The organism is Aliterella atlantica CENA595 (genome assembly GCF_000952155.1).
Lineage (GTDB): Bacteria > Cyanobacteriota > Cyanobacteriia > Cyanobacteriales > Chroococcidiopsidaceae > Aliterella > Aliterella atlantica.
Genome location: NZ_JYON01000021.1, coordinates 47,349 through 65,883, shown reverse-complemented (window position 1 = coordinate 65,883; position 18,535 = coordinate 47,349). Strand labels below are relative to the sequence as shown.

The 18,535-nt window shown below is 43.6% G+C and carries 11 protein-coding genes; all 11 read left to right on the top strand.

The genetic code is table 11. The features are described 5' to 3' along the window. Positions 1 to 55: 55 nt before the first annotated feature. The 11 genes from UH38_RS17505 (at position 56) to opcA (ending at position 18,532) form a co-directional block, all read left to right on the top strand. Complete coding sequence (locus UH38_RS17505) at positions 56 to 667, top strand: Uma2 family endonuclease (RefSeq protein ID WP_045055974.1); 612 nt, start codon at positions 56 to 58, stop codon at positions 665 to 667. A gap of 522 nt (positions 668 to 1,189) precedes the next feature. Continuing rightward, on the top strand, positions 1,190 to 3,871 hold the full coding sequence (locus UH38_RS17500) for a DUF11 domain-containing protein (RefSeq protein WP_045055973.1): 2,682 nt from the start codon (positions 1,190 to 1,192) through the stop codon (positions 3,869 to 3,871). A gap of 427 nt (positions 3,872 to 4,298) precedes the next feature. Then, complete coding sequence (locus UH38_RS17495; RefSeq protein WP_045055972.1) at positions 4,299 to 8,441, top strand: GEVED domain-containing protein; 4,143 nt, start codon at positions 4,299 to 4,301, stop codon at positions 8,439 to 8,441. A 130-nt stretch (positions 8,442 to 8,571) separates the two neighbouring features. Then, entirely contained in the window at positions 8,572 to 11,838 is a 3,267-nt protein-coding gene (gene nrdJ / locus UH38_RS27715) for a ribonucleoside-triphosphate reductase, adenosylcobalamin-dependent (RefSeq protein ID WP_045055971.1), read from the top strand. An 80-nt stretch (positions 11,839 to 11,918) separates the two neighbouring features. Beyond that, positions 11,919 to 12,140 (top strand): hypothetical protein, encoded by a 222-nt coding sequence (locus UH38_RS17485; protein WP_045055970.1) that lies wholly within the window; start codon positions 11,919 to 11,921, stop codon positions 12,138 to 12,140. Between the two features lie 98 nt (positions 12,141 to 12,238). After that, positions 12,239 to 12,367, top strand: a complete 129-nt coding sequence (locus UH38_RS27935) for a hypothetical protein (RefSeq protein WP_268748898.1) — start codon at positions 12,239 to 12,241, stop codon at positions 12,365 to 12,367. Positions 12,368 to 12,403: 36 nt separating this feature from the next. Beyond that, a complete protein-coding gene (locus UH38_RS17480) occupies positions 12,404 to 12,694 on the top strand; it encodes an RNA recognition motif domain-containing protein (protein WP_045055969.1) in 291 nt (96 codons plus the stop codon). Between the two features lie 298 nt (positions 12,695 to 12,992). Beyond that, positions 12,993 to 14,060: a class 1 fructose-bisphosphatase gene (gene fbp, locus UH38_RS17475; protein ID WP_045055968.1), complete on the top strand. Its 1,068-nt coding sequence runs from the start codon at positions 12,993 to 12,995 to the stop codon at positions 14,058 to 14,060. Between the two features lie 82 nt (positions 14,061 to 14,142). Beyond that, on the top strand, positions 14,143 to 15,285 hold the full coding sequence (tal, locus tag UH38_RS17470) for a transaldolase (protein WP_045055967.1): 1,143 nt from the start codon (positions 14,143 to 14,145) through the stop codon (positions 15,283 to 15,285). A 187-nt stretch (positions 15,286 to 15,472) separates the two neighbouring features. After that, positions 15,473 to 17,002 carry a glucose-6-phosphate dehydrogenase gene (gene zwf / locus UH38_RS17465; RefSeq protein WP_045055966.1) on the top strand — a complete coding sequence of 510 codons (1,530 nt, stop codon included), beginning with the start codon at positions 15,473 to 15,475 and terminating at the stop codon, positions 17,000 to 17,002. 144 nt (positions 17,003 to 17,146) lie between these two features. Then, positions 17,147 to 18,532 (top strand): glucose-6-phosphate dehydrogenase assembly protein OpcA, encoded by a 1,386-nt coding sequence (opcA, locus tag UH38_RS17460; RefSeq protein ID WP_045055965.1) that lies wholly within the window; start codon positions 17,147 to 17,149, stop codon positions 18,530 to 18,532. Positions 18,533 to 18,535: the final 3 nt, after the last annotated feature.

The window sequence follows — 18,535 nt, the reverse complement described above, 5'->3', positions numbered from 1 at the left end:
CTAATTCGTAATTGATAATAAGTAGATATTTAAAAAAGCGATCGCTAATCAAACTATGCAAACACAACAGCGATACTACACCCCCGCCGAATACCTCGAACTAGAAGAAAAGGCGGAATCCAAAAGTGAATATATTGACGGACAAATCTTTCCTATGGCTGGCGGCTCAATAAATCACAATAGAATTGCCCTGAATTTAAGCTCTGCCCTAAATTTTGCTTTTAAACAGCAAGATTTCGAGGTTTTTATGGGAGATGTACGTCTATGGATACCCGATCGGCAGATTTATACTTACCCAGATGTCATGGTGATAGAGGGTAAGCCAAATTACTACGACAACCGCACAGATACGCTAACCAACCCTGTAGTTATTGCTGAAGTCTTATCCAAATCTACCCAAGGATACGATCGCCAAGCAAAATTTGCCGACTACCGCACAATCGCCAGTTTTCAGGAATATCTGCTAATAGACCAAAATCGCCTCTATGTAGAACACTACGCCAAAACTGGAGCAAAGCGCTGGGAATTTCAGCAATACGATGTTGAAGATGAAGTCATTTCTTTGACATCCATTCCCTTCCAGATTTCTTTAACAGATTTATACAACAAAGTCAATTTCGATCTGGGCAACTCTGAAGCCCAAACAGATGCTTCGCGATCGGATTAATACTCAAATCTTGCATTGAAGAGAAATTTAGAGCGTTGGCAAGATTACAAATAGCGTAACAAAAGTGCGATAAGTCAGTCCGACAGTATTTGTATTCTTTACATTTATAGCCAAAAGTAGTAAGGCAATTGCAAATTGCTCTACTACTTTTTCTGATTTTTGTCAATTAGCATATATACGTTTAAAAAGCAGCTAGCAGATAAATCATGCAATAAAAGTGCGTTTATTACTGATTTAGGTAATATTTGCTAACTGTTATAAATATGTATATGTAGTTACAGTTTGCGCTGGAGCGCTAAAGTTAAGCGCTCAATCGCAAATCGATCTGTGCCATTAGCGTTTTAAGGCAGAAATTTTATCGCTCCAATTTGATAGCAGCACTTAGATCGCACAAAAGCTCCTAGCACGAGCAAGTAACAACAATGGGAACCCAGAGCAAAGCGATCGCCTCGCTTTACAGGACGATGAGTAATTTAATTTCTACTTTTTTATCTACAACTACACAGTTCTCAGGGCAAAGTCATGAGAGCTAACAGCTTACATACCAAACTTATTACTCGGATTGTTCTTAGCTGCATATTGGCGATCGCTTATAGTGGCATTACACCCTGGTTATATACGCCACAAGCAAATGCTCACAGCGTTGCTCAAATTCAAACTACCAAGTTTTTAGCCCCTGAGACTGTCAACCTATTAAAAACTCGTGCAACTAGCGGCGGTACTGCAGGACTACAGCAAGGCGACCTTGTTAGTTATATTATCCAATTTAGTCCCGTTGCTAATGGCAACGTTGCAATCGGTGCTGGCGGTTACGTTACAGACTACATCCCCGCAGGCTCTCAAGTCGTGGGAGCGGCGATCGTTCAGCCAGACGGCAATGGCAACTATATCGCTGTACCACCAGAACTACCAGGTACTATCAGCAATGGTTGGGGACCGCGCAATCAACAGACTTATAATGCATCTTGGACAACTACAGACTCTACATATCTTACTGCCTGTAGTGGAGTTCTCACTAACTGTAATGGCTCTTTAGCACAAATTTACGCAGACACGGGCATATTCTTTTCAACTGATACTCGTACTCAGGTCAATTACGCTACTGATACTGATGGCATTATTAAACAGGGAACTAATGGTTACAATGTTAGCCCCACAGCAGAAAATCAACTTAATCCGATTATTGGTCAGTCAAACGCAACTACTCATAATCAATGGGATGCAGATCAAACTAATGCTTTTGGTTCAACTCAAGCAGCTATTACTGGTACAACTGGGCTTAAGTCTAGTGCCAGTTCTATCGGTTCTGGTCAAGGTGCAGCACCTTATAATGCAGGTTCGGCAGTTGCGGGTACGGGTTCTGGCTTTAAGTTAGATAATACCGGAACTGTTGGTCCTTGGCAGCGCATTGCCTACCTTGGCTCTCGTATCGGCAATCCTACAGGTCGGGCTACATCAGCGACAACTTCTGCTGGCGATCCGCTCAATAGCAATATAGCAATTGTTGGCACTTATACAAGTGCTGGTTGGAACTTATCAGAAACTAACCCTCTACCTCCAGCCACGAATGCAGTACGCTGGGCGCTAGGGCGTTTGGTTCCAGGACAAACCCGATATAGCAAAATTACTCTAAAATTGACTTCGCCCCCAGCTAGTAGTGGCTTTATTAATAACTCTGAAGTATTTGGCGGTGACTCCGCTCAAGTAGGAACTATTAATGGTAACGATAACCCTTGGCGCTATCACGTTCCTAGCGTGGCTCAAAACAACTCTAATCTTTTCCTACTTAAAGAAATCATCAAAGTTAACGGGCAGTCATCAAATGGGGAATTAATTCCTACTAACGCGAAAATTACTTACCGTGTCACTTATTTAAATACTGGTAATAGCGCTCAAAATAATGTTGTTTTGTCAGATACCTTACCTTGTCAGACAGCAGCTAACTCAGTTAGTAACATCAATACCCAAAACACCAATCCGCCACTAACTATAAGTCTTCCTAGTTTAGCTGCGGGTAACTGTTCGACAACACCGACCACAGGGGCTACCTTTAGCTCTGCGCCCGTTACACTTAATCCTGGTACGGGTGGCGTAGTGGAATTTGACGTACAAACTAATGCCACAACTATTAGTAGCTACATAGTTAACCGAGCTAAGTTAGTCAGTCAACAGCTACCAACAGGTATTACTTCTAATGCAGTTTCAACAGTAGCAACAATTACACCAGCAGATTTAGCAATTACTAAGACTGACAATCTAACTATTACTAGACCAGACAACTCAATTACTTATACGATCGCAATTAAAAACAATGGATCTAGCAATGTTACTGGTGCAACCGTAACAGACATAGTGCCATCAGCAATTACAAGCGTATCGTGGGCTTGCACAGCTACAGCTAGTTCTAGTTGTAGTGCAGCCAGTGGCACAGGCAACAATATTAGTACAACAGTGAACTTAATTAATGGCGGTACAGCTACCTATACTATTAATGGTACAGTCGATCCTAATGCTACAGGCACATTGCAAAATACTGCTACTGTTTCAGCCCCAGTAGGGATTAGTGACTCTAATAGTGGCAATAATACTGCCCTTGACACTACCAAAATTATCGGCGCTCGGCTAGTTTTGGTCAAACGGATCACAGCAATTAATGGCAACCGCACTCAAAATCCGCATGATAGTACAGTTGCATTGAATACTGTAGTCAACGAGCCAGGCACTACTGATGATAACGATCCTAAATGGTTGAGTGGTTATCTGGTAGGAGCAATTAATGGTAAAAACATATATCCAGAGGATGTAATAGAGTACACCATCTACTTCCTTTCCAATGGTATAACCGACGTTACTAATGTGAGATTTTGTGACTTAGTACCTGCCAACACTAATTTTGTCACTGATGCTTTCAATGGATTGACTCCAACTGACGGTGGTTCATCAACAAACGTTAATTATGGTGTTGCTCTTGCTATTGGCTCAACTACGCCCACAGCATATCTGACTAACGAAGATGATGCACCTGATAGAGGACGATTTTTTGCTGCAGGGACAACTCCCACTGCTAGCTGTTCGGCTATTAACACTAATGGTGCAGTAGTTGTGAATGTCGCTACAAGTCCTGCAACTTTAGCCAAAGCAACTACTGCAGGTAGTCCCACTAATTCTTATGGATTTATCCGCTTTCAAACTAGAGTGAATTAGAAAATAAGCTTGTAAATTAGTAAAAGAAGCTATATTTATCCAATTTAGAGCAAAATTTGGGCGATCGCTTTTCAGCCTATAGCTAATCATTAACAATTAACCTTTCTGAAATAAGCGCTTTAACAACACCGATTACTGTAAATTAATGCTGATTAATTCACAGCACGTTAGTAATTTCAACTCCTTTTATAAAAATTTACATCTCAGTAATTGTACTGAATAAATATTTTTTTTGCTGAGAGTTTTATTTAAAATCAGGCGAACTACGGTTAGTTTTTAATTCGAAACAGGGCAATCTAGATTATGCGCTGTTAGAAGTGCGATCGCCACCCATATTTAATCTGGCATTTACAAACCTGTTCCCAGCAATGCACTCTAAAGCAGAACTAGAAGCCAATAGCTTTTCTTATTATTTAGTGAATTAGCAATGAAATCTTTATATAAAACTTGGCTATTGGCATTATTGGCATTAACACTGCCTCAAATGGCTGTGGCATATCAGATTCCCACAACTCCCAGTGGACTTTGGACAGGGACAGGAACAACTGTTCCAGCCACGCCAGCGACCAAAGACACGCCTTCAGGTCTTCGCACTACAGTTTCTCTTACTGGTGCAGCAATGACATTCTCGGCACGAAACGATGTGTCACTGATGAGGACAAACAACACCACAGTGCCACTGCTACCAACCAATACCAACGGCATACAAGTTTTAGCAACTGTAGGGGGAGGGGGTTGTAACAACACATCACTCACTTGTACAGGCTTAGGTACGATGACCATTGCCTTCAGTGATACTGCTGGCAATCCAATTAGAGTACGTAATCCTAAACTACATTTGTCCCGATTAGGTGGTTCTGTCACAAGTGGTACAAATACAACATTACTTACTGATATTTTCACGTTGACCACAGCAGGAGTGACGCTAGGAGCGCCATCAACAGGTGCTGTGAACCTTTCGGTTACTGGTGGAAACCAAGTCCAAGCCAATTTGTCAACGTTAACAGCCACAGGGGTTGGCGCTTGCGCTAATGCTGGCTGCGGTACTATTCCTGTCACGGGGACAACCTCTCAACTCACATTCAATGTTAGCGCTGTCAGAAACAATACATTAGTTAACTGGAATAATACGGCAACTGCTGGAGATGCTATATTTATTACCGCTAGCTTTGATGAAGATTATGGTGATGCCCCAGCATCTTATGATGCCAGTAGTGCCGCAAGTCATATCATTTCTGACCTAGCTCTAGGAACGAGCGTCACTGCAGATAATCCCGATACAGCTAATGGCGGTGCGGATGGTTCTACCACAGTAGCGTCAAGCCCCAATGCTGTAGCTGCGGGAGCAAACAATAATGGCACAAATGGCGATGGTATAAGTGATGACGGGGTATCTTCGTTTCCAGCTTTGACTACTGCTGCTGGGGCGAGCTATACGGTTCCAGTTAACCTATCGGGTGCTTCCAGCGCTGGGCAAGTATGTGGCTGGATTGATTTTAACAAAAATACAACCTTTGACAGCCCCTCCGAACGAGCTTGTGGGAGCTTTGCTAGTGGTGCAACATCTGCCAATTTAACCTGGACTGTCCCTGCTGGTGTCACGGCAGGTAATACTTATGTTCGCCTTCGCGCTAGCTACGACACCGCAGGAGTGCAGAATCCTACAGGTCGGCTTAACAGTGGTGAAGTTGAAGATTATCAAATAGCGATCGCTCCTGCGCCTGGGAACATCTCAGGATCGTTATATCAAGATGCCAACAATGACAATACTTTAACGGCTGGAGAGACTAAGCTGCCCGCAAATGTTGATGTAGAATTACTCAACAGTGCTGGAACAGTTATTGATACTGTTCAAACAAATGCTACTGGTGACTACACGTTTAACAATGTGCCTGTTGCAACTGGCTATCAGGTTAGAGTTGTGACTAGCGATCCGCAAATTCCAACTGGATATGCCATAGGGACAACTAACCCCATCACGGGTATCAACGTCACTGCAGGAGCTACAATTGCTAACCAAAACTTTGGATTTAGAACGCCTGATTTGACTATTACTAAAACTCATGTAGGCAACTTCAGCAAAGGTGGCAGCAATACTTACACGCTGACAGCGACTAACTCAGGCACAGTAGCAACTACAGGTACAGTAACACTCAGCGACACTTTACCTACAGGCTTAACACCAACAGCCGCAACTGGTACAGGCTGGAATTGTACTATTAGCGGTCAAGTTGTCACTTGTACGCGCTCCGATGTATTGGCTGCAAATACTAGCTATCCACCAATTACGCTTGCAGTCAATGTAGCTTCTACTGCACCTGCAAGTATCACTAACACAGCAACGATATCTGGAGGCGGACAAACCAATACTGCTAACGATAGTGTTAACGACCCAACAACAATTAACCCATCTGCCGATTTGTCTTTGACTAAAGTAGTCAACAATACTAGCGCTAATGTAGGAGAGAATGTAACATTCATAGTTACAGTTAGCAATGCGGGACCAGACTCAGCTACAGGTGTAAGCGTAGCTGACCTTTTACCAGCAGGATTGACATTTGTATCGGCAACTCCAAGTCAAGGAACGTACAGCAATACTACCGGAGTATGGTCAGTAGGTTCAGTTGCTAGCGCTACTAATGCTACGCTGCAAATTACAGTAACAGTAGCAACGGCAGGAGCTAAAACCAATACGGCACAAGTAACTGCTTCAGGTCAGCAAGATCCAGACTCCACACCTAACAACAGTGTCGCCACTGAAGATGACCAAGCTAGCGCCACTGTAACGCCATCAAGTACAGATTTAAGTATTGTTAAAACAGATTCTCCTGACCCTGCGATCGCAGGTAATAATCTAACTTATGCGATCGCTGTTACTAACACAGGCTCACCTGCTACCAATGTAGTCATGAGCGATCCATTACCAGCGGGGACAACATTCCAATCAATTACATCACCTGCGGGTTGGACTTGTACTACACCAGCCGTTGGTAGTGGCGGCACAGTAAGCTGTACTGCTGCATCTCTTGCTGTAGGCACGTCAAACTTTACAGTTGTAGTCAGAGTAGCTCCCAACACAGCTAACAATACTACTCTTAGCAATACAGCTACAGTATCTTCAGCAACTTCAGACACTAATACCAGCAACAACTCTAGTACCCAAAGCACGACTATTCAGCAGTCAGCAGATTTGCGTCTAACAAAGGTATCAACACCTGCAAGTCCTGCTGTCGGAGACACTTTTAACTACACCATTACTGTAACTAATGATGGTCCTAGTATTGCTACCAATGTGCGAGTAAGAGACGCATTACCACTAGGTATTGGCTATGTTTTAAACACCCCCAGCCAAGGGACTTACGATCCCCTTGGTACTCAGGTATGGAACGTCGGCACTTTGAATCCTGGTGCTAGTGCTACCTTAACTATCCAAGCTATTAGAAATAGTGCAGCAACTACAGTGAATACTGCTGAGGTCATTGGCGCAGACCAAAACGATCCCGATTCCCCTCACAATAACCAAGTAGTAGGTGAAGATGACCAAGATAGCGTTACCGTTCCCAATCAAGCAGTAGACTTAGCCGTAACCAAAACAGTTAACAATGCTACCGCTAGCGTTGGACAAAATGTGACGTTTACAATCTCAGTCACTAATCCAGCAGCTTCTACAATTACAGCGACAAATGTTGGCATAACTGATGTTTTACCACAAGGCTTAACCTACCAGTCTCATAATGCATCTACAGGTGCGTACAACAGTAGTAATGGAGTTTGGAGTATAGCTAGTCTAACTTCTGGAACCACAGCCACTTTGACCCTTGTAGCGCAAGTAACAACATCTGGAGCAAAGACTAACACCGCCCAAGTCAGCACCTTAGACCAATCAGATCCTAATGCGAATAATGATAGTGGCAGTGCTACCGTCACCGCCGCTGCTGTTCCCCCGAATCTACTCTTAGTCAAACGGATTACAGAAGTTTCTGGAACTCCTACTTCTGGGTTTGATGACTTAACTACAGGTTCTAAAGCAGCAGATGATAACAATGCTAACTGGCCAACTCCTCTAGCTACTTACCTGCGGGGTTTGCTTAATGGCGGCTCAATCAATCCTGGTAATGAAGTAGAATACACAATTTACTTCCTCAATAACCAAAATCCTGCTACTAATGTCACTATTTGCGACCCCATCCCAGCTAACATGACTTTCGTAAGTAATGGCTACAATAGCGCTTCTCCTCGTCCTACCGAACCTGGCGCTTTGGCAACTGATACAGGCATTGCTCTTGCTTCAAATGCTGCTACGCTGCCTACTAATCCTACATTCTACTTAACTAATGCCAACGATAGCGATCGCGGACGCTATTACCCACCTAACGATCCTAGTACCCCCGCCGCTTGCAAGCGTGTAAATGCTGCAGGTAGCGTTACGGCTACAGGCGCAGCCGCTAATACCGATGGCGCGATCGTTGTCAACATAGTTTCCGGCACAACTCAATTGCCGTCAGCAACTACAGCAGGAAACCCAACTAATTCCTACGGTTTTGTGCGCTTCAAAGCTAGAGTAAAATAACTTACATTAGAGTTGGACTTAGGCAAGTCCAACTCTACCCCTAGCGCAAATCCTGAAAAATTTCAATCTTTACCGCCATATCTAAATCGCGTATAGTCTTAATCTATCCCCAAAAACCACGACTTTTTTTATGGTGAGAGATTTAGAGCGGGTTCAAAACAGTAGCGAATTTCCTGAAACTGCCCCTGCTGGCTTACCTGTATTTTTTCGGACTTACAGCCGCCGCACAGCAAAAGGAAGGGAAACTTGGCAGCAAGTATGCGATCGCACTCTCCAAGGATTAACTCGCTTAGGCAAGCTAACCACAGAGCAAGCTGCTCTAATCGCTCTGATGCAGCAACAGCTAAAATCTCTTTCTTCCGGTCGTTGGCTGTGGGTAGGAGGCACAGAATGGATCGAAAAGCCAGAAAACTTCTCTGGCGCGTACAACTGCACCAGTACCAACGTGGTAGACTGGCGCTCTTTTGGTTTAATGATGGATTTGGCAATGATGGGCTGCGGTACGGGTGCTGTCCTCGAACCAAAATATATCAACCAACTGCCACCGATTCGCAATCGCCTAAACGTCACGGTACAAAGGGAAATTGGTGCTACTCCCGCCAATTTGCGCCGCCAACAAACAGAAGTTGCGATCGCAGGTAACAATGTCACAATTTATGTAGGCGACAGCCGCGCTGGTTGGGTAAAGTCTTATCAAACGCTTTTAGAATTTTCTAGTGACGAGCAATTTACTGATGCAGTAAATGTTTGCATCGATTTAAGAGATGTCCGCGCTGCTGGAGAGCTTTTAAAAGGCTTTGGCGGCGTTGCTAACCCAGTCAAATTACCCGAATTATACGATCGCGCTAGCGCTATCCTCAACAAGGCTGTAGGGCGACAATTAAATTCTGTAGAATGCTGCTTGTTAATAGACGAAGCGGCTGTAGTAGTCGTGGCTGGAAACGTGCGTCGTAGTGCCGGAATGCGCCAAGGAACAAGCGAAGACGAGTTATTTGCTAACGCTAAAGGTAATTTATGGCATCAAGATGAAAACGGCAACTGGCGGATCGATCCCGAACGCGATGCTTTGCGGATGGCTAACCACACGCGGGTATTTCATCGCAAACCTAGTTTAGAAGAATGTATTGATGCAGTCAGACAGCAGTATTATTCAGGAGAAGGCGCGATTCAATGGGCAGGAGAAGCGATCGCAAGAGCAAATGCAGATATCCTGAATACAATAGAACTAAAACAAGATTTTCTCAAAACCTACGCCAAATCTGAAGCAGAAGCACGTTTGTGGCTGCAAAATCATTCTTCCCAAATGCCAGAAGCAGAAATAGAACATCGCCTGTCTAGATATGCCCTAAATCCTTGCGGAGAAATCATCGGCGCTAACTTCCACTGTGTTTCTGGAGACACTTTATTAATTACCCGCGACAGCATCCACAAAATTAAGGATGTAGTAGGAGAAGAAATGGAAATTTGGAACGGTAAGCGCTGGAGCAAAGTAATTCCTTTCCAAACAAATACGGGACAAAAATTATATAGAGTCCGCTTCACTGATGGCTCTTACTTAGATGCAACAGAGTATCATCGTTTCTTTGTCAAAGATAGATTTGGCAAAGAATATCAAGAGGTACAAACAAAAGACTTACTAAATCGCAGCAAATACAGCATTCATACTGAACCATTTGTAATTGATTATCAAGATGGTGTTGCTGTCGATTCAGCTTATGCCTATACTCTAGGGCTAGCTGTGGGTGACGGAACTTTAGATAGTAATGGTAAGGCTAAAATCCGTCTTTATGACAAGAAAGCCAAACTTTTAGTTGCTGGGAAAAAGTCGCCGGAAAGAAACTATGGCTATCTACCATCATTTGTAGATGCTACAGATTTAGGGTTTTCAGGGGAACTGTTGTATCGCTTAAAGAACGATGCAGATGCGTTAAATGCGATCGCAAGTTGGAACAGACAAGCTATTCTTGCTTTTATAGCTGGACTAGCTGACAGTGATGGTTCTAATACCAGTAGCTACGGCATCAGAATATATGTTTCCGATTACCAAAGAGCATATCGTTTGCAACTACTCTTAGCTAAATGTGCCATCAGGTCGTCAGCAAATATCATGGCACGTCAAGCAGGGACAACAAATTTAGGTAAAAGAGCTAAAGACCTCTATTATCTGCAAATTACTGATTGCGCGGAGATTCCCTGTCAGCGTCTAGATACAAGCAAAGGACATCAGCCAACTGCAAAAGGTAAATGGCAAAACATCCTAAGTGTGGAAGAATTACCAGGACTGCACGACACTTATTGCTTCAACGAACCAGAATTCAATAAAGGTGTATTTGGAAATACGCTGACTGGAAATTGCAATTTGTCTGAGGTTCATATCAATCAAATTGACCCGCACAACCATCAAGAACAAGTAGATGCATTCACAGCCGGAGCATTATCTGTTGCCTCTTTATTGAACCATCAATTCCAAGAAGAAAGATACCAACAATCGCGGGAATTAGATCCAATTGTTGGCGTATCTTTTACAGGTTTATTTGACTTTTTTGTTAATGCTTTTGGTACTGAGTGGCTGCGCTGGTGGGCAGCAGGAAGACCGCATACAGTCCAAGGAATTGAATTTAAGCAACAAGAAGAAGCATATTTGACTAAATGGAAAGATATTGTGCATCAAGTAGTATGGGAATACTGCGACACGCATAATCTCAAACGTCCCAATCGTTGTACGACTATTCAACCATCGGGAACAAAATCTCTTCTTACAGGCGCATCCCCAGGCTGGCATCCCCCCAAAGCGCAACGTTTTATTCGCAGAATCACTTTCCGCAAAAATGACCCTGTAGCCCTAGCTTGCATCGACTATGGCTATAACGTTGTACCGTCGCAATCAGACAAAGACGAAAACGGTAACTTATTAAACGATCCTTTTGATACTCGTTGCACCGAATGGCTAGTAGAAATTCCTGTAGCTGTACCTTGGGCTGATTTGCCAGGAGCAGATGAAATTGATATTAGTCAATTTAGCGCTGCATCTCAAATGGACTTCTATATGCAAGTGCAGAAATTCTATGTAGCTCACAACACCAGCGCCACTATTGAGCTAAGAGAGAACGAAATTGAAGCATTGGGAAACCGGATATATGAAGCTATCCGCGATGACGAAGGCTACATCTCTGCCGCCCTCCTTGCTCGATTTGACGCGCATCAAACCTTTCCCCGCTTGCCATTTGAACCAATTAGCAAAGAAACTTACGAGCAAATGATGCAGGAAGTGAAAAAGCACAGGCAAACTGAAGACTTCTATGCTGCTTTGAGTCGTTACGATTCTGGTGAATTATCCGAAGCTGGACCCGCAGGCTGCGACTCAGATAAGTGTTTGTTCTCCTCGGAAAGTAAGTAAGAGACAAGGGGACAAGAGTTACTACAGGGGGATGCGCTACAATCCCAGTGAAGGTTATTAACAATAGGAAATATTACATTATGTTCGTTGATGAGCTAACCCCAATTTTTAAAGAATTTGCCCAGCATCCAGTTTCATTTTTAGGTGGACTTTGTTCGGGATTATTGCGCCTTAACTTAAATGACGATCCTGTGAAAAGCTGGATTCAGCAGCAAGGTGGCTCCACTTTACCAAGTACCTCGACTGCAAATCAGAACAATAACGGTAGAAGCAGCGGACCTCAGTCTATCTCCATTGATTAATTTTTGTAGGGCGGTTGGTAATAAGCTAACCGCTACAAGTAAAAGTTTTGTAATCCAGATGACCTTTGAACTTAATGGAATGAGCTATGATATGACGTATGCGTAAGTTCACTCCTGTTTTTGGTAGAAATGGCGCTGCTGGCATTACAGTTAGCAAAATTTTACTACCATCGACAATTCAGATAAGAGCTTGCTTGCTAGCAATGTTCGCTATCCGTCTGGCTTAAAACTTTCGCACCTTGTCTAGACTTAATGCGATCGCTATGACTATTTACGTTGGAAACCTATCCTACCGCGCTACTGAAGAAGATTTAAGAGCAGTATTTGCTGAATACGGCTCGATCAAAAGAATTGTTTTACCTACAGACCGAGAGACCGGACGGATGCGGGGTTTTGCCTTTGTTGATATGACAGAAGATGCCCAAGAAGATACAGCTATTACCGAATTAGATGGCGCTGAATGGATGGGTCGCCAGCTAAGAGTAAATAAAGCCAAGCCCAGAGAAGATAATCGGCGCGAAGGCGGTGGCGTTTCTAGGAGAAATGAGTATTAATTAGCCCCAACAATGACCGCAATTACTCTCTAGTTCTCTCAAGCAATCAATCTGGTAGAGAACTAACAAATATTGGTATATATCCGGCAAGTTATGACAATTCTTAGCAAGGTCATACTTAGTCGGCATTTTTATTGTTTGTAAACTAGGTACAAGCGATCGCCAAAACGCGGATTCTATAGTTTATCTAAAGTCGGATTTCACTTATCAATTTCCCTCTCTAAGATAGAAACATAACCAACTTATACGCCAGCGTGCGGATCGTTAAGCGTTCCACTCAAGCGGGAGGACGAAAATAATGGCAGACGTGCAACCAACAGAAGATCGGGAGTACGCTTTAGAAAGAGACTGTACTACCTTATCGCGCCACGTCTTAGAGCAACTGCACAGCTTTGGTGCAGAAGCACAGGATCTTAGTGCTTTGATGAATCGGATTGCCCTTGCAGGCAAGCTAATTGCGCGACGGCTAAGTCGTGCGGGGTTAATGGCAGGCGTACTTGGATTTACTGGAGAAACCAACGTCCAAGGAGAATCTGTAAAAAAGATGGATGTCTATTCCAACGATGTATTTATTTCAGTATTCAAGCAAAGCGGGCTTGTATGCCGTCTAGCATCCGAGGAAATGGAGAAACCCTACTACATCCCGGAAAACTGCCCTATCGGTCGTTATACCCTGCTCTATGACCCGATAGATGGCTCCTCCAATACTGATATTAACCTGACCTTGGGTTCTATTTTTGCCATCCGGCGACAACAAGGAGATGATGTTGATGGTTCGGCGCAAGATTTGTTGCAAGATGGTCATCAACAAATTGCCGCAGGTTATATTCTTTACGGACCTAGTACGATGCTGGTCTACTCTATCGGCAATGGAGTTCATTCCTTTACCCTTGACCCCAGTTTAGGCGAGTTTATTCTAACTGAGGAAAATATTACCATTCCCAATCATGGAGCAATTTATAGCGTCAATGAAGGAAACTTCTGGCAATGGGAGGAATCTTTTCGAGAATATATTCGTTACGTTCATCGTACTGAGGGTTATACCGCTCGTTACGGTGGAGCAATGGTAGGAGATATTCATCGTATTCTGGTGCAAGGAGGAGTCTTTCTGTATCCTGGTACAGAGCAAAAACCAGAAGGAAAATTGCGATTGCTGTACGAGTCTGCACCTTTAGCTTTTTTGATCGAACAAGCAGGCGGTAGAGCTAGCACCGGAAGTGGCGAAATTATGGATGTAGTACCCGAAAAACTCCATCAGCGTACGCCTTTAATTATTGGCAGTAAAGAAGATGTTGCCTTGGTAGAGTCTTTTATCGAGCAACAGGCACAAAGAAAACAAATGGAGAGATCGCGCGTACCGCAATAAATTTTAGCTTTTATGTGCCTTTAGTTTCAAAACTTTAAGCAACTAATTGTTACCGTAATAACCAAAATAGGAGTTAAAGATCGTGGCAACTAACCATTTACTAGAAATCAAGCAGTTCGGTCAAAGTATCTGGATGGATAACTTAACTCGCGACTTAGTTAAGTCAGGCGAACTTAAGGATATGGTGACAAATCAAGGCATCTGCGGGATCACCTCAAACCCAGCTATCTTTGAAAAAGCGATCGCAGGAAACGTCATTTACGATGCAGATATAGAAGCAGGCGTTCGTCAAGGATTGCCAACTTACAAAATCTACGAATCGCTAGTATTTGACGATATTCGCAACGCCTGTGACATTTTGCGCCCCGTTTACGACTCGTCAGATGGATTAGATGGCTATGTGAGTATTGAAGTACCGCCGACAATCGCCCACGATACCGAAGCAACAATCAAAGAAGCTAGGCGCTACTATCAAGAAATCGGAAGGGATAACGTCATGATCAAAATCCCTGGTACGAGCGCAGGTTTACCAGCAGTAGAACAGGTAATCAGCGAAGGAATTAACGTCAACGTTACTTTGCTATTTTCTGTAGATAGCTATGTGGAGTCAGCCTGGGCTTACATTCGCGGCTTAGAAAAACGTGCCGCAGAAGGCAAAGATATTAGCAAAATTTCCTCCGTTGCTAGTTTCTTCCTCAGCCGCATTGATAGCAATATTGATGGCAAAATCGATGCCAAACTTAAAGGCATTGATGATGCGAACCTAGCAGCAAAACTAACCGCAGTTAAAGGCAAAGTAGCGATCGCCAATGCAAAAATAGCTTACCAAGAGTACAAAAAAATTACTCAAAGCGATCGCTGGAAAGCGTTATCAGCCAAAGGTGCAAACGTACAGCGCCTATTGTGGGCAAGTACCAGCACCAAAGATCCTAGCTACAGCGATGTTATGTACGTCGATGAATTAGTTGGTCCCGACACTGTGAATACACTACCACCAAGCACCATCGAAGCTTGCGCCGACCATTGCGACGTAGATAATCGGGTAGAAACAGGTGTAGAAGAAGCTTATCAACTCATCGAAAGCCTCAAAGATCCAGATATCAACATTGACATAGACAAAGTAATGGATGAGTTGTTAGTCGATGGGATTGATAAATTTGTTAAACCTTTTGAATCTTTAATGCAATCTCTAGAAGAGAAAGTAAACAAGTTATCACCCGTATAAGCAGTGACCAGTGACCAGTGACCAGTAACCAGTTATAGACGATCTAGTTACTAGCGATGATTGTCAGTTAAAGTCTCTATCTAATTAATCGCCAAACTCTGTCAATATTTACTGTAAAAACTGGTCACTGTAAAAACTGGTTGTTGATTTAAATCCAATAGTTACTCAAAACTCAAAACTACTATCTATGGTCAAGTTGCTAGAAAATCCTTTGCGTATAGGGTTGCAACAAGAAAAGCTACCCGAACCTCAGATTATCGTTATCTTTGGCGCTTCAGGCGATTTGACACAGCGCAAATTAGTTCCAGCACTTTATAAATTGCGCCGCGAACGTCGCATTCCACCAGAAACTACCATTGTTGGCGTAGCGCGGCGAGAATGGACTCACGAATACTTCCGCGAACATATGCGCGAAGGAGTCGAACAATTTTCCGATGGTATCGGCTCGGAAGACTTGTGGCAAGACTTTTCGCAGGGAATATTTTACTGTTCGGGTGATATTGATAACCCAGAGAGCTACCAGAAACTCAAAGACTTTTTAAGCGAACTTGATAGCAAACGCAGTACGCGCGGAAATCGGATGTTTTATTTATCCGTCTCTCCGAAGTTTTTTGCCGAAGCAATCAAGCAGCTAGGAACAGTAAAAATGCTGGAAGATCCCCTAAAAAGTCGCTTAGTAATTGAAAAACCTTTTGGACGAGACTTAGGTTCGGCGCGGATTTTAAACCGAGTAGTGCAGCAGGTATGCAGAGAAGAACAAGTCTATCGCATCGATCATTACTTAGGCAAAGAAACCGTCCAAAACTTGCTAGTTTTTCGCTTTGCTAACGCCATCTTTGAGCCGTTGTGGAATCGCCAATTTGTCGATCACGTCCAAATTACTGTAGCAGAAACGGTTGGAGTAGAAGATCGGGCAGGTTACTATGAAAGCTCTGGGGCGTTGCGCGATATGTTGCAAAACCACTTGATGCAACTCTTTTGCCTAACAGCAATGGAGCCGCCCAACTCTCTGGATGCCGATAGTATGAGGACAGAGAAAGTTAAGGTAATTCAGGCAGCACACCTAGCAGACTTGCAAAATTTACAGCGATCGGCAGTACGGGGTCAATATAGTGCTGGGTGGATGAAGGGCAAACAAGTTGCAGGTTATCGCCAAGAACCAGGAGTCGATCCCAATTCAACTACGCCGACTTACGTAGCAATGAAGTTTTTGATTGATAACTGGCGCTGGCAAGGTGTGCCTTTCTATTTGCGGACTGGGAAACGATTGCCGAAAAAAGTTTCGGAAATTTCAATTCACTTCCGCCAAGTGCCTCACACGATATTTCAATCGGCAGCGCAACAAGTTAATGCAAATGTTTTAGCAATGCGGATTCAACCCAATGAAGGTATATCTTTGCGCTTTGAGGTAAAAATGCCTGGTTCTTTTGTCAGCACTCGTTCTGTTGATATGGACTTTAGTTATGGTTCTTTCGGCATTCAAGCGACAGGCGATGCTTACGATCGCTTATTATTTGATTGCATGATGGGCGATCAAACACTATTTACCCGCGCGGATGAAGTAGAAGCAGCTTGGCAATTAGTGACGCCAGCTTTGAGCGTTTGGGATGCGCCTTCAGATCCAGCATTAATCCCTCAATACGAAGCGGGTACTTGGGAACCTGCAGAAGCCGAATTATTGATCAATCAAGATGGTCGGCAATGGCGCAGATTGTAAAGAAGGGCATCATTTGTAAATGTGGTTTGAGTTTTGGTTAAGAAGAACAGTTTTAAGTTAGAAGTAGAAGAAAAATGAACTAGAACTGCTGCTAATAGTCCAAAACTCAAATAGCGATCGCTAATAAAATCTCAATAACTATATATGACTACCAAATCTGCCCCAATAGTCTCCCTGCAACCGCCCAAAGACGTTTCTCTTAGCGAAATTGAGGCGGAACTCAGTCAAATTTGGCAAAGCTATGGCATGGCTGGTGACAACGCTGGATTGCCGCCAGCTACTAGAGCAACAACATTTAGTCTAGTAGTTTACGAACCAGAAGAAACGCAACATTTACTAGCAGCATTAGGAGTTTATAGCGGTCCTATTGATGGCATTCCTGGACCGCAGACTGAATCTGCATTGCGGGAACTACAAAAAAAATACGGTTTGCCTGTAACTGGAACAATCAACCCCGAAACGTTGCAAAAGTTACGTGAAGAAGTCGCAAAACGTGGTGGTATTAGCTCCGGCGATGGCGGTAATGGTGCTAACAATTTCTCTTACCTAAACGACCAAAATCCGCGAATTGCTGATGAAATCGCTTTGCGTAATCCTTGCCGGATTATAGCTTTATGTCCGATCGCTGGTGAAGATGAAGGCGTAAAAGTGCAAGTTTCGGCTTATTGCCCGTTGCAAAAGCAAGCATCAAATACCCTAATCTGCTGCGAATACATTACGCTCAGAGGTACAGCCACCGCTTTAGAACGAGTTGGGGGGTTAGTTTCAGCATTATTGATTGGCGACTTGCCTAAATTCTTGTGGTGGAAAGCAACACCTGACCCTAATAACGATTTATTTAAACGACTAGCTGCTGTTTGCAATTCTGTAATTGTTGACTCTAGCGGCTTTACAGAAACAGCAGCTAATTTATCAAACCTGCAAGCATTAATAGAAGCAAAAACCCCTGTTGCTGACCTGAACTGGCGGCGCTTGGCAGCTTGGCAAGAACTAACTGCTGAAGCTTTCGATCCTCCAGAACGCCGCGTTGCACTTAAAGAAGTTGACCGAGTAACAATTGATTATGAAAAAGGCAACTCCGCTCAAGCGTTGATGTTTCTAGGCTGGTTAGCAAGTAGGCTAAAGTGGCATCCTACTCAGTATCAAGAAGAAGGAGGAGATTACGACCTCAAACGCATTCATTTTATTACTCAAGACCAACGCCCAGTTGAAGCAGAGTTAGCAGGAGTACCGATTACTGATTCAGGGCAAATTCCTGGAGATTTGATTGCTTTGCGCCTTGATTCAACTAATAAGGACGCAAACTGCTGTACTGTTTTATGTTCGGAAACAGGCGGCTGTATGCGGATGGAAACAGGCGGCGGCGCTCAATCTTGCCGCTTTCAGGAGGTATCATCTCTAGCTGACCAAAAACCGGAAGTCCTACTCAGCCAGCAATTGCAACGCTGGGGTAGCGATGCGCTCTATGAAGAAAGTATTGCGGTTACGGCTCAGATTTTGGCTCTGGGCAACCAACACGCAGGCGAATAGAAG